This is a genomic window from Flavobacterium sp. N1736 (assembly GCF_025947065.1).
Lineage (GTDB): Bacteria > Bacteroidota > Bacteroidia > Flavobacteriales > Flavobacteriaceae > Flavobacterium.
The window spans coordinates 1,234,681-1,246,795 of record NZ_CP109994.1 but is presented as its reverse complement, the minus strand read 5'-3'; the positions used below and the strand labels follow the sequence as shown (position 1 = coordinate 1,246,795).

Annotated in this window: 14 protein-coding genes, 1 tRNA gene and 1 pseudogene; 9 read left to right on the top strand and 7 right to left on the bottom strand. The window is 36.2% G+C overall.

From position 1 onward, the window contains the following. Positions 1-327: 327 nt before the first annotated feature. Together OLM54_RS21635 and OLM54_RS21630 are read right to left on the bottom strand one after the other, a co-directional pair. Entirely contained in the window at positions 328-816 is a 489-nt protein-coding gene (locus OLM54_RS21635) for an N-acetylmuramidase family protein (RefSeq protein WP_319802314.1), read from the bottom strand. A gap of 187 nt (positions 817-1,003) precedes the next feature. After that, positions 1,004-1,150 carry a peptidoglycan-binding domain-containing protein gene (locus tag OLM54_RS21630; RefSeq protein WP_319802313.1) on the bottom strand — a complete coding sequence of 49 codons (147 nt, stop codon included), beginning with the start codon at positions 1,148-1,150 and terminating at the stop codon, positions 1,004-1,006. 257 nt (positions 1,151-1,407) lie between these two features. Between OLM54_RS21630 and OLM54_RS05380 the strand changes: the two genes are divergently transcribed. The 3 genes from OLM54_RS05380 to OLM54_RS05370 all read left to right on the top strand — a co-directional run bounded on the left by OLM54_RS05380 (position 1,408) and on the right by OLM54_RS05370 (position 3,894). Continuing rightward, positions 1,408-1,845 (top strand): hypothetical protein, encoded by a 438-nt coding sequence (locus tag OLM54_RS05380; RefSeq protein WP_264537574.1) that lies wholly within the window; start codon positions 1,408-1,410, stop codon positions 1,843-1,845. A 629-nt stretch (positions 1,846-2,474) separates the two neighbouring features. Further along, entirely contained in the window at positions 2,475-3,260 is a 786-nt protein-coding gene (locus OLM54_RS05375) for a sensor histidine kinase (protein ID WP_264537573.1), read from the top strand. Beyond that, entirely contained in the window at positions 3,250-3,894 is a 645-nt protein-coding gene (locus OLM54_RS05370) for a response regulator transcription factor (protein ID WP_264537572.1), read from the top strand. Before OLM54_RS05375 ends, OLM54_RS05370 begins: the two co-directional genes overlap by 11 nt. Positions 3,895-3,915: 21 nt before the next feature. On the opposite strand, the gene OLM54_RS05365 is transcribed toward OLM54_RS05370, so the two are convergent. The 3 genes from OLM54_RS05365 to OLM54_RS05355 are packed head-to-tail and all read right to left on the bottom strand — an operon-like array spanning position 3,916 to position 5,232. Continuing rightward, complete coding sequence (locus OLM54_RS05365; protein ID WP_264537571.1) at positions 3,916-4,290, bottom strand: hypothetical protein; 375 nt, start codon at positions 4,288-4,290, stop codon at positions 3,916-3,918. Next, positions 4,218-4,688 (bottom strand): hypothetical protein, encoded by a 471-nt coding sequence (locus tag OLM54_RS05360; RefSeq protein ID WP_264537570.1) that lies wholly within the window; start codon positions 4,686-4,688, stop codon positions 4,218-4,220. The genes OLM54_RS05365 and OLM54_RS05360 overlap by 73 nt, the downstream gene beginning before the upstream one ends. A 31-nt stretch (positions 4,689-4,719) precedes the next feature. Then, positions 4,720-5,232, bottom strand: a complete 513-nt coding sequence (locus OLM54_RS05355) for an adenine phosphoribosyltransferase (RefSeq protein ID WP_264537569.1) — start codon at positions 5,230-5,232, stop codon at positions 4,720-4,722. 113 nt (positions 5,233-5,345) lie between these two features. On the opposite strand from OLM54_RS05355, the gene OLM54_RS05350 reads away from it, so the two are divergent. The 6 genes from OLM54_RS05350 to OLM54_RS05325 all read left to right on the top strand — a co-directional run bounded on the left by OLM54_RS05350 (position 5,346) and on the right by OLM54_RS05325 (position 9,236). Continuing rightward, a tRNA-Arg gene (locus OLM54_RS05350) sits at positions 5,346-5,419 on the top strand. 199 nt (positions 5,420-5,618) lie between these two features. Beyond that, on the top strand, positions 5,619-5,798 hold the full coding sequence (locus OLM54_RS05345) for a hypothetical protein (protein ID WP_264537568.1): 180 nt from the start codon (positions 5,619-5,621) through the stop codon (positions 5,796-5,798). A gap of 326 nt (positions 5,799-6,124) precedes the next feature. Further along, entirely contained in the window at positions 6,125-6,571 is a 447-nt protein-coding gene (locus OLM54_RS05340; protein ID WP_264537567.1) for a hypothetical protein, read from the top strand. 204 nt (positions 6,572-6,775) lie between these two features. Further along, on the top strand, positions 6,776-7,591 hold the full coding sequence (locus tag OLM54_RS05335; RefSeq protein ID WP_264537566.1) for a DUF4239 domain-containing protein: 816 nt from the start codon (positions 6,776-6,778) through the stop codon (positions 7,589-7,591). A 227-nt stretch (positions 7,592-7,818) separates the two neighbouring features. Then, positions 7,819-8,655: a hypothetical protein gene (locus OLM54_RS05330; RefSeq protein ID WP_264537565.1), complete on the top strand. Its 837-nt coding sequence runs from the start codon at positions 7,819-7,821 to the stop codon at positions 8,653-8,655. After that, entirely contained in the window at positions 8,655-9,236 is a 582-nt protein-coding gene (locus OLM54_RS05325) for a hypothetical protein (RefSeq protein WP_264537564.1), read from the top strand. Before OLM54_RS05330 ends, OLM54_RS05325 begins: the two co-directional genes overlap by 1 nt. An 11-nt stretch (positions 9,237-9,247) precedes the next feature. Here OLM54_RS05325 and OLM54_RS21710 read toward each other — a convergent pair. Continuing rightward, a pseudogene (locus OLM54_RS21710) lies at positions 9,248-11,168 on the bottom strand (OmpA family protein). A gap of 12 nt (positions 11,169-11,180) precedes the next feature. Beyond that, on the bottom strand, positions 11,181-12,098 hold the full coding sequence (locus OLM54_RS05315; RefSeq protein ID WP_264537563.1) for a type IX secretion system membrane protein PorP/SprF: 918 nt from the start codon (positions 12,096-12,098) through the stop codon (positions 11,181-11,183). Positions 12,099-12,115 lie beyond the last annotated feature (17 nt).

Genomic DNA, 12,115 nt, shown 5'->3' with positions numbered 1-12,115 from the left:
GGGTTTTGTTTTGCGTTTTGTTTGCGGTTTCAGGTTTCTTTTGTTTCAAGTTTCAGGTTTCAAGTTTGTTGGAACGTTTAATTAACTGCAAAGGTTTCAATTTTCAGGTTTTGAAAGTTACTAGTTTTGTCATTTCGAGGAACGAGAAATCACACCAGAAGCTCCGTATAGTATGTCGCCAATCTTTGTCGAGTTTCGTGTGTGATTTCTCTCTTCGATCGAAATGACAAACTAAACGCAAAACCTGAAACCTGAAACAAAAGAAACCTGAAACAAAAGAAACCTCAAACCTGAAACTTTAAACCTGAAACTTCAAACAAAAAAACCTCAGGAAAATTTAATATAGGCTTTCTTTAACTTCTCATCGTATTTATTGGTTTTATAAATTGGTCCATTGTATTTTGAAGCAAAATCTGCCCATTTTTTATTTCTTAAAAAACCAATCAAATTATTCTTTGCGAGAAACAATCCAAATGCTTTTAGCTGTTCGCCTTCATTCAGATACATTTTATCGACATATTCGTCTATATTTTTATACCCTATAGAAACTGCATTAAAGCCCATAATTTGATACAAACCCCAGGATGCGGCACATTTTGCTGCGTCGCTAAACTTTTTATCTGGATTTAAATGTATTGCTTTTTCTAATCGTGTATATTCTGCGGCACCTCCCAAATAATACTTTTTTGTATAGTTTTTAAACAAAATATCCTGATTATTGGCATTGGCATAATTCGCCGGATTTATACCTCGTTTTTCGAGTTCTTTCCAAAAAATATGTCCTTCAAATAAAATCTTTGGTCGTCCGTCTACCAAAAAACCTTTTCCTCCACTCTCTACTTCGTTAACCGCTTTAACAACAGCGAGCTCAAGATTATGATCTTTAGAAAAATCAATAAGATTTTGCTCTGAAAGTAATTTGTTATTAGAAGAAAATCCTTCTTTACTTTTTTCAATAAGTGCAGACCATGTTTTTAAGCCAACAATTCCGTCTACAACCAGATTATTTTTTTAACTGAAAGTCTTTCACCGCCTTATCTGTTTCGACTCCAAAGTAATCAGAAACAACAACGCTGTATTTTAGTTTTTCGAGAAGTTCATTTAAGTAATAAACTTCATTTGATCTCAGACCTGATTTTATAGTTTTCATGGTTTCTTATTTATAATTATTTTTGATGATGGTTGAACTCCGTATTTTTTGTTTATTTTTTCAGTAAAACAAACATTGTAAAAATAATTATTCATAAAACACTAAACAACAGTATTTTAACCTGATTTTTTAAATAAATTTACCTCGTAAAAAAAGGGTGTATTCACCCTTGTGTTTCTAAAACGATTAAAATAATTTTGGCAGAAATATCTAAAAAATATTTTTTAACTAAACCTTTAACTAATTACATTAAAAACATGAAAAATCCACCCGCAAAACCAAGCCAGTTAATTACCCGAGAATTTGCTCAGGTATTAAACGTAAATTACAACAAAAAGAAAGCTGCTTTAAAAACCGGCAAATCTGTTAAAAAAGAAGATGCAAATGCCATTTGGTATTCGATAGAGGCTTTAGAAAGTTACATTCATTATATAAAAACCCAAGGCGTACAGGACGGTTATAATGTTGATGGTATTCGCTTTTATTTTGGTGTTTATCCCGAAGATGAAAAACATGGAGAAAAAGCAGGACAAACCACTTTATTTTTAGTACCAACAGGCAAGAAAGCAGAAGCTGCAAATACGGCAAAAATTCAAAGTTTTGTTGCGTTAGAAGATGATGCACCAAGCGATATACAAAGCCTTGAACCAATGAATTACGGAAACATTGGCAGACCGCCAAGCTTAATATATTAAAAAAAATTTATGTTTGAATTTTTAAGATCTTATGTCATTTATTTTGCTTTATTATCAGGAATTATCGGTTTGATTTCGTTGCACAAACTTCCTGGTCGTAAAGCAAAATCGTTAGTTATTTTAATTTGGTTTTCGATACTTATAGAAATTGTTGGCTACTATTTTACTTACTGGACAGGTTTATTAAATTATTATGTATATAATTTTTACATGCTTGTCAGTTTTTGTGCCTACATATTGCTTCTCAGGAGTCTTTTACTAAAACAGAATAACAAAATATCAGCCGTAATGTTTTTAATCTTGTTTGTGTTTTCTTTTTTTCTCAATCTTTTATATTTTGAAAAAGATCTCAATAACTCGTTTATTTATAGTTTTGCAGTTGGTGTTCTGGTAGTTATGATACTATCTTGCTTATATTTGGTAGAGATTTTTAATTCAGATAAAATATTAAATTTTAAAAAATCAGTTTTTTTTTGGTACATTCTGGGAATTCTGGTTTTTCACGTGCCTTTTTTACCTTTCATGCTTGCCATAAAATGGTTTTTAATCAAACAAGACGATTCAATATTTAGTTTAGTATTGTTTATTCTGAATTTTTTAACGCATACTTGTTTTATCATCGGATTTTTATGGAGCGAAAAGAAGTACAATTATTAGTTATTTCGTTAGGTATAGTTTTCTTAACTTTACTGATCATTTTGCTTGTTATATTCTTTTATTTTCTAAAGAAAAAGAATACCTATCTGGTAGAAAAAATGGAAGCTGATCTTTATTTTCAATCTGAGTTAATTAAAACGAGAATTGAAATTAAAGATCAGACTCTTTCTGAAATAAGTAAAGAATTACATGATAATATCGGGCAAATCGTCTCGGTTGGTATTATGCAGCTTAATATGTATATCAACAGCGAAAAACCCATTCAGCATAATGAACTAAGTGATTTAAAAGAAATATTAGCCAAATCGCTGGACGAAATCAGAATTTTATCCCGAATTATCAATAAGGACAATTTACTGCAAAGCAATTTTATCGAAGCCATAAAACAGGATTTAGAGCGTATAAAAAAGCTGAAAAAAATTCAATATAAATACACGCTTTCCGGAGAAATACCGGAGATTAACGAAGAACACGATTTGTTTATTTACAGAATTTTTCAGGAGGCTTTGCATAACAGCCTGAAACATTCGCACAGTGACAAGTTTGATGTAAATATTACAACAACTGCTGATCTTTTTTGCCTGAAAATACAAGATTTTGGAATTGGTTACGACGCCCTTAAAACAAACTCAGGCCTGGGATTAAGCAATATGAAATTGAGAGCTAAATTAATTGGAGCCGCACTAATCATGAACTCTGATGCAACAGGAACAACCGTAACTTTAGAATATCCCTTAACTAAACCCGATGAAACCTAAAAACAAAATTATTATTGTAGATGATCATTTACTGTTTTCGCAATCGCTTGAACTTCTTATAAATAGCTTTAAAGATTTTGAAGTAATTAACCGCTTCGAAAACGGAAAAGTATTTATTTCGTATTTACAGGAAAATATAAATACTGATGTCGATTTAATTTTATTAGATGTTAATATGCCTGTTTTAGATGGTATTAGTACCATGAAATGGATTAAAGAAAATATGCCGGCGCTTAAAGTTATTGCGCTGTCTGTAAATGATGATGAAGAAGTTATTATAAAAATGATTACCAACGGCGCAAAAGGGTATTTGCTAAAAGATACTTCGCCCGAAATTTTTAAAGACGGTATTATTTCCGTTATCGAAAAAGGCTTTTATTTTACCGAATTAGTTTCGGGAATGTTAGTAAAGAAAGCGAATAACGACTCGAAAAAAATCAGTTTAAAAGAAAAAGAAATCGTTTTTATAAAACATGCCTGCACAGAAAAAACATATAAGGAAATTGCTTCTGAAATGTGTTTGAGCCCAAAAACAATTGATGGCTACAGAGAGTGCCTTTTTGATAAACTCGAAATTAAAACCAGAATTGGACTGGTTTTATATGCTATTAAAAACAAAATTGTCTTAGTATAAACTAAGACAATTTTAAATTCTTTAATCGAACTGAATCAATTTATCATTTGGTAAATCGTATTCGTATAGTTTTCTATTTTCGTTATCGAGATACAGCCATTGAATTATATTGGTATGATGCTCGAAATCATTCGAAATTCCTAAAACGACATACGAACGCCCGTCTTTGTCTTTTTCTTCAATTGAATAGCTCAAATTAGCTTTTGAATCTTTTATGGCACTTTTTACCAATTCATTTTTAGAATTTGCCAGATAAAATTCTACTTCTTCATAGATATAATCTTTAAAATCGGCAGTGTAATCTTCTTTATCTGTATAATATTTTATTTGTTTTGGATACTTTTTCGAAACAAACTTACATTTCCGTCTTTTACTTTTTTGGCAGTTACCAGCCATTCTGCAAATTCTTGTTTTTCGCCTTCGCCTGCTTCATAAATAGTGTCCATTTTCCAGGCAACATCTAATATATCACCTCTTTTAAACGTTTTAACGTCGGCAAGATCAGTGTAAAACGAAATTAACTTGTTGTTTTTTTGAACTGTAAATAAAGCATAATCGCCGTTGCCGTCAAAATTTACAAACTCAACATTATCATTATAAACTTGCTCGAGTTTTAAATTTTCGTCAGGTCTTAAAACACTTTTCAGGTTTAAGTCTAAAGCATTGGCTGTTGCTTCTTTTATGATTGTGCTGTCTTTTAAAGTGTTTTTAGTTAGATTTTCTGTCGTAGTTTCTTTTTTCTCATTACAGGAAAATAATACGGTAAGTAAGGCCAAACAATACAATTGTTTCATAGGTAGGTAGATTTAGGTTGATTTGGGTTTATCAATAGGTTATTGCAGCAAATATAGGATTATCCTTTATTTTATCTCTTCCGTTTAAAAAAGAAAGTTCCATTAAAAAATTAAACTGAACAATTTCGCCGCCAAGTTCAGTTACCAAATCAGCAAGCGCTTTTGCGGTTCCGCCGGTTGCCAGAACATCGTCATGAATTAAAACTTTTTCGCCTTTTTTAATCGCATCAATATGTATTTCCAGCGAATCTGTTCCGTATTCTAGTTCATAAGAAGCCGAAATAGTGGTAAAAGGCAGTTTTTTAGGTTTACGAACCGGCACAAAACCTGCATTTAATCGATCTGCCAATAACATTCCGAAGAAAAAACCACGACTCTCCGCTCCTATCACCTTATCAATTTTTTGTCCGTTTAAAGAATTTAGCAATATTTTAAGGCATTCTTCCCTCGCATTTGGATCAATTAGTAATGGCGTGATATCTTTAAATAAAATTCCTTCTTTAGGAAACCCCTGAATATCACGTATATAATTTTCAATCTTCATTTTTTTTTATTTTTATGTTATTTTTCGTTTGTATATGTCACATTTATGCCTATATTTGCACCCGCTAACAGCAATCACCAAAGGTATAAAAAATAACCTTAGTGAAAACAAAAGGCCTCGTGGCGCAACTGAATAGCGCACTTGATTACGGCTCAAGAGGTTACTGGTTTGAATCCAGTCGAGGTCACTCTTAAAAAAACGTTAAAACATTAGTTTTAGCGTTTTTTTTATGCTTTTTTCACTTAATTTAACCCAATTTAACTTATAAAAAAAAGGTTTGTAAATCCAGTAAGGTTGACTTTACGGTATACAAACCATCTTTAAAACTCTGTAAACATTGATATTATAAAAAATAACTACCTTCATCTTAACATTAATTTAAGTTTATGGAAATTGAAGAAGAAAAATATAGAGGAAAAATTACAGCTAATAAAGCTCAAAAAATGCTTAGCGATGAAGGAAAGAATGTTACACTTGAAGAAGCAAAAGAGATTTTAGAATTTCTACAAAAAATCGCATATGTTCAAGTAAGAAAATTTCTAAACGAAAAAGATGAAGATACCTAATCCCAAAATTGGACTTGATTCTTTTTTTTGCCATAAAAAGCTAACGAAAGAAACAATATAAACAGAGTATTAATTTGAATTGGGTGCAGAATCGCTGCATTTAATTTAAAGTACAAATCAAGACACTGAATAATTGTTAATTATAAGCTTAAGTTCGAATCATTACCAGAAATAATAAAGCCATTGAAATTTACCGTGACCCTTCCTTTAAGACAAAAAGCCGATACGATATAAAACTAAAATGAATTTCAGTCTTTTCTTTATAAGGGATTCCAAACATTAATCTTCTTATATTTGGTGCATAAATACGCCCCTATTTTTATTTTATGGCCCTTTATCTGCTCTTTCAAATTATGCTCTCATGGCTGGCGGCCTTCTGTATCCTTGTACTGTTCTACAAAACTGTATCGGCGACACAGAGCGAAATCTATCGGGAGCCCGCCTTCCTTACCTGGCTTCTTGCGATGCTGGAGGTAGACTTTTCCCTGAAAGCCAAATTCATTTCCAGCACTATCATCAGCCACGGCATGGGAATCTGTTTAACTGCAGTTTACTGCCTGATATGGTACTGTGAATTCAGGGAAATATCATGGACGGCAAGCTTGTTTATAGGATTCATAAGTGCCCTGCTGCGAATTATAAGCTGGACTTTTTTGATCCTTGTCATACCATCAGGGCATTTAGATAATTTTAAGGGATATTACCTTCAGCTGGTATTCCTGCACAATCTTTTTACCATCATCGTCCTGATGGTTTACAAGGCAGTTCAGTAAAATCTATCACTTTAAAAAAAAGACAGCTCTAATTGATGCCGGTCAGCTTCACTTCCATATGCTGTTCACTATGTTAAATTTTGTTGCAGATTATAACTTGCAACCATTTAAAGCTGTATTATCCTGCCGGAATTCATTAATTGTCAGAACTTTGATTATCCTTTATTGCTGCTTTGGTGCAGTTAGGAAAAATTACTGTTGCAATTGATTTTGATCGTCTATTTTCAACCTTTTATCCATGGGCAGTATCAGTTATATCCAAATCATTGGAATGTTCCTTATTCCATTTTTCAGTATACTGATACCCATTGTTGCTGGACAGAAATACGGAATGGTGATCAGGAAAAAAAAGGAGAAATTAATGATTCCCCTATAGGGTCAGTAGTGGGCGCCGCTCTGGGCCTTCTAGCTTTCATGCTCGCTTTCACCTTTCAGATTGTCGACAGCCGTTACGGCCACAGAAAAGAACTGCTGCTTGAGGAAGTGACAGCTATAAGGAGAACTTATCTTCAGGCAGGCCTGGTCCCTGAACCTTACCGGTCTTCCTCCAGAAACCTTTTGACAGAATATACCCAATTACGGATTGAACTTGCCAAAGATGCCCGGCCCGCTGAGTTAGAAAAAGTAAAAACCAGATCACAGCATATTCTTGATTCCTTATGGGATTACTCAGAAAAATTAGCCTCCCAGGACCGCAGTTCAGAAGCCTATTCTTTATACACCTCGTCTGTTAACGACCTGGTGGACATCTACAATCAGAGGATCACCTATACATTTGAGTACCGGATCCCCACCGCAATATTACTGGTCCTGTTCATTATCACTTTATTCTCCATGTTCCTGCTGGGATTTCAATTTGGAATTTCCGGCAGCAAAAATAGTATCCTGGCCGTTTTTATCGCTGTGATTTTTTCTTCTGTCATGTTCCTTATTCTGGCTTTGGACCGGCCAGAGACCGGAATTATGAAATTAAATCAATCTCCGATTACAACACTTTACAAACAGCTCCATGCAAAGTAGCATTCTCAGCATTATTATCTGCTATTTCAAAATAATTAGGAATACTGAAAAAACGGCATTCAGGAAATGTATACTGTTTTTTCCTTTAGAGGGGAATTCCAATTGGCAACATTAAAATTATTGATTATGAAAATTACATCTATTTTTAACAGTATACTGCTCGCCGGGGTTTTGCTGCTGCACAATACCGCAGCGGCACAGCAGACAGCCGTTTACCCGACAACAGCATGCTCTGGGATACTACTTTTTCAGCTGGAAATAATGCTGATGATTATCTGTATAAAAGACCAAAACCGGTTCCGCCCTGGTTTGCCCGACGAATAAAAGTAACAGCAGGACTTTTTATCCCTGTCAATAATACCAAAATTGAAGTCGGCAATCAAAGCGGCACTTTTGGGACTACCATCGATTTTGAAGATGACCTGGGCTTCCGCAAATCCTCCAGCACTTTTCTCAGTGATGTACAGTGGCGCGCTTCGCGCAGATCAAGATTTGACTTGAGTTATTTCCATCTGGAAAGAACTACCTCGTATCAGCTTAAAAAAGAAATCGAATTTGGCGATCATACCTATCCGGTTGATGCCAGTGTTAATTCTTTCTTTGAAACCAGTATCTACCGGTTCTCTTACGGTTACGCTTTCTTTCTGGATCCGAAATATGAAATTGGCTTGATGATCGGTGCCCACGTCCTTAGAAGCAACGTTGGAATCAGCCTTGCCGGGGCCACCGCCGAATTGGGATACAGTGATGATTTTGACTTTACCGCACCGCTGCCCGATATTGGAATCTGGGGCGGGTATGCTTTTACCGATAGACTGGCACTGACAGGAAATGTGAGCTATCTCTCTTTAAAAATAAAGGATGTCAGCGGGAAAATCATAAGTTATAATGTATCGGTTATGTATGAAGTGCTGCCAAACCTGGATCTGGCACTTGGTTATACAGGTTTGAATTTCGATGTCGATGTACAAAAAGAAAGACTGCAGGGATACTTCAAATGGGGATATAACGGTCCTTCACTCACGGTATCGTACTCTTTTGGAAAAAAACATCCGTTTGAATAATGATCAAGAATGTTTTTATGAGATTCATTAAAACCAAAGTCTGCATTACAGGCATAATTCTTCTATTTTCCTGCCGCAATATTGCGCAGGAAAACGAAGAAGTATTTACACCGCATCATCAATTGGGTCTGGTAATCAGCCATGCACATGTATTTGAAGGCCGAAACGAAGAAGGTGACAGAGAGGTGCTTTCACTCCCTGCCTGGGGAATCGACTATACATATCACCTGAGCCTTCACTGGGCATTAGGTCTGCACACGGATATTATTATAGAAAAATTTAAAGTTGAAAAAAATCTTGAAAGCGGTGAGGATAAAGAAACTGTGGAAAGGAGCTATCCTATTGCTCCGGCACTAATGGGAATTTACAAACTTAACGATCACTGGAGCTTTCTACTCGGAATGGGCGGTGAATTTGCCAAAGAGGAGGATTTCCTTTTAACCCGTGCCGGTGTCGAATATGGTTATGAAATTAACAGCGGTTGGGAGGTGTTGGGCAGCATTGGTTATGACTTTAAATGGAATGCCTACGATACCTGGACCATCGGAATAGGGATTGCAAAAAATTTTGGCAGAAAATAATTTTTATACACCTATATGTGAGTGATAATAAACTCGCTTCTCCTGTTTTGCTGATGCTCTTCTTCAGAACACTTAACTCCGTCAGAACAGGCATTTATAAGCTTGCTTTCTCCATATCCTTTAGCCGTTAATCTATCAGGATCAATACCTTTAGTAATCAACCATTGCATTGTAGATTTAGCTCTTCTGTCTGATAGTGATTCATTGTATTTATAAGATCCGCGGCTGTCGGTATGGGATCGGATATCCAGTTTCATGGTAGGGTTCTCCTTTAAGGCAGCCAGGATTTTTTCCAGGTCTGATGCTGCCTGGTCAACAATATCGGATTTATTTAAATCAAAATAAATCACTTTTATTCCAAAGCATTTGGCCAGATCAGTACCCACAATTAATTGACAGGCCGATTTATCCAAAGCAATCGGAACATTGGTTTTTCCATTTAGTGCCGCTATGGCCACACTTATTTCTTTCTTGTCATAATTTCTCCTTTCAGCACGTATCGTATACGCTTTACTGCACTGCGCGGGTAAACTATAAAAGCCCGCTGGATCAGAAACTGCAGTAAATTTGATTTGGTCTTTCTCATAAAGGATCACTTTTGTATCGGGCAGAACAGTACCGTTTTCAGCATCGGTTATTATTCCTTCCAGATTCTGGATGCATTTTAATTTTCTGGTTTCGGTAAACTTATAAATATCATCAGACCCCTGTCCTCCGTCTTTATTGGAACTGAAATACCCTTTTCGGGAAACCGGGTCAATGATATAGGCAAAATCATCTTTAGGGGAATTGATGTCAGCACCCAGGTTCTGGATATTGCTGATCATGCCGCTGTCTTCAATTTTACCCACAAATACATCCAATCCGCCAAGGCCCGGATGCCCGTCAGAGGCAAAATAAATTTCGTTTTCACTGGTCACATACGGAAAGGTTTCTTTCCCTCTGTATTGATGCTTTTTCCTAAGTTCTGGGGACTTCCGTATCCCCCGCTGCCGTTTATGCTGACTTTATAAATATCCGACTGGCCAAAACTGCCCGCATATTCGACGCAAAATATAATGTTTTTTCATCAGCGCTAAGGGCCGGATGCCCGGTGCTGTAATTATCACTGTTAAAAGGCAGGCTTGTTATACTGGTCCATTTGTTGTTTTCAAAACTTGCCTTGTAAATTTTAACCAGGGTCACCTTATTTTCATCCCTGCCCCTTTTCCCGTTTACATAATCATTTCTTGTAAAATAAACCGTGCGGCCGTCTTTGGTAAAAACAGGCGAGCTTTCGTGAAATTTTGAGTTCAGTACCAACTTTATTTTTGTAACCTTCGATGAATCCAGGTCAGCTTGATATAAATTGGTAAAATATTCGTTGTTCCATTTGTGTTTTCGTTTTGAAAAATTGCCCGTATCCCTGGCAGAAGCAAAATAGATTTTATTGTCATGGACAATGGTGCTGTAATCCGAATATTTTGAATTAATACCAGCATCGGCGATCGTATACCGTCCTGAATTGGCCTTAATCTGTTCCAGGTAATCTGCATCTTGCTTATAAAGTTTTCCCCTTGTATCATTTTTATAAAAGACATTAAACTCATCCATAATTTTGCCTGCCTTCTCCCACTGCCCGATTGATTTTAAACACTGGGCATATCGGTAGTAATATTCAGGCCCCGCTGCACTGTTCATTGCAAAGAGTTCTCCATACCATCTTGCAGCGGCTTGATAATCTGAATTAAAATAATACGAGTTGCCCAGTTTTTTAAACATTTCCTCAGACTTATAGCCTTTATCAGCCGCCCTTTCATAGGACTTAACCGCATCCTTATAGGCAAGGCTGCTGTAGCTCTTCTCCGCAGCATTAATTTTTGAATCCTGTGCATAACTGTTAAATGCAGATATGCAGGCAATAGTTATAAAAACAATTAAATACTTTTTCATAATCATTCGTTTTTAAAAGAAACGCGGCGTTGTCATTCTGTTTTTACTGCTGATGAATTCATAGCGCAGAAATATCTCATGCGAGCCCGAATTGTAGTTGTTCAGTTTTGTGGTTTCACGGTCATATCCATAGCCTATGTAAAGGCCGTCGGTTATCTGGAAACCGGCCATAGCACTCACAGAAGCGCTCCATCTGTAAGCAGCGCCCAAAACAAATTTGTCAACAAACATAAAATTGGCTGAAATATCAACCTGCAGCGGCGCCCCTTCTACCATCTTGGCCAGAACTGCGGGTTTGAATTTATAATACTCATACCTGTCCAGGTTAAATACATAACCTCCCATTAAATAGTAATTGATTTTATCCTTGTAAATGGCAACATCGTTGTCATCATAGCGATTGGTCTCAATGAAGTGAGGAACAGACAACCCGACATAAGCCTTGTCGGAATGCCAGTAAACTCCCGCGCCGACATTGGGAGAAAATTTATTGTCCAGATCCTGAAACTGGGGATCTCCCTGATCTTCCGGGTTGAGTTTATTAATATCCAGATTGAACAAGTTTGCCGTTCCTTTGATTCCAAAAGAAAGCTTGAATTCTGCAGAAGTCTGAATGGTATAGGACAGGTCTGCCGATAAATTATTTTCATTGGTCGGGCCTATTTTATCATTAATTAGTGATGCCCCGATTCCCAGCCGGCTATTGTTTAAAGGCGTATTTATGGAAAAAGTACTCGTTTCAGGTGCCCCGTCCAGACCTACCCACTGGGTTCTGTACAAGCCAAAAATACTCAGCGCCCCCCGGGAACCGGCGTAGGCAGGATTTATCGTAATGGTGTTGTACATATACTGGGTAAACTGCGCATCCTGCTGTGCGTAACTGCCAAGTGTTACAAGCATAATGGTCAGGGCAAATAGTTTAGTTCTCATAGCAGATCGTTTGTTTA

What these genes read in the sequence shown, in the direction of transcription:
- OLM54_RS21630 (WP_319802313.1), bottom strand. Translation starts at nt 1,150, where the DNA reads ATGAAAACTATAAAATCAGGTCTGAGATCAAATGAAGTTTATTACTTA.
- OLM54_RS05380 (WP_264537574.1), top strand. Translation starts at nt 1,408, where the DNA reads ATGAAAAATCCACCCGCAAAACCAAGCCAGTTAATTACCCGAGAATTT.
- OLM54_RS05375 (WP_264537573.1), top strand. Translation starts at nt 2,475, where the DNA reads ATGGAGCGAAAAGAAGTACAATTATTAGTTATTTCGTTAGGTATAGTT.
- OLM54_RS05370 (WP_264537572.1), top strand. Translation starts at nt 3,250, where the DNA reads ATGAAACCTAAAAACAAAATTATTATTGTAGATGATCATTTACTGTTT.
- OLM54_RS05365 (WP_264537571.1), bottom strand. Translation starts at nt 4,290, where the DNA reads ATGGCTGGTAACTGCCAAAAAAGTAAAAGACGGAAATGTAAGTTTGTT.
- OLM54_RS05360 (WP_264537570.1), bottom strand. Translation starts at nt 4,688, where the DNA reads ATGAAACAATTGTATTGTTTGGCCTTACTTACCGTATTATTTTCCTGT.
- OLM54_RS05355 (WP_264537569.1), bottom strand. Translation starts at nt 5,232, where the DNA reads ATGAAGATTGAAAATTATATACGTGATATTCAGGGGTTTCCTAAAGAA.
- OLM54_RS05345 (WP_264537568.1), top strand. Translation starts at nt 5,619, where the DNA reads ATGGAAATTGAAGAAGAAAAATATAGAGGAAAAATTACAGCTAATAAA.
- OLM54_RS05340 (WP_264537567.1), top strand. Translation starts at nt 6,125, where the DNA reads ATGGCCCTTTATCTGCTCTTTCAAATTATGCTCTCATGGCTGGCGGCC.
- OLM54_RS05330 (WP_264537565.1), top strand. Translation starts at nt 7,819, where the DNA reads ATGCTCTGGGATACTACTTTTTCAGCTGGAAATAATGCTGATGATTAT.
- OLM54_RS05325 (WP_264537564.1), top strand. Translation starts at nt 8,655, where the DNA reads ATGATCAAGAATGTTTTTATGAGATTCATTAAAACCAAAGTCTGCATT.
- OLM54_RS05315 (WP_264537563.1), bottom strand. Translation starts at nt 12,098, where the DNA reads ATGAGAACTAAACTATTTGCCCTGACCATTATGCTTGTAACACTTGGC.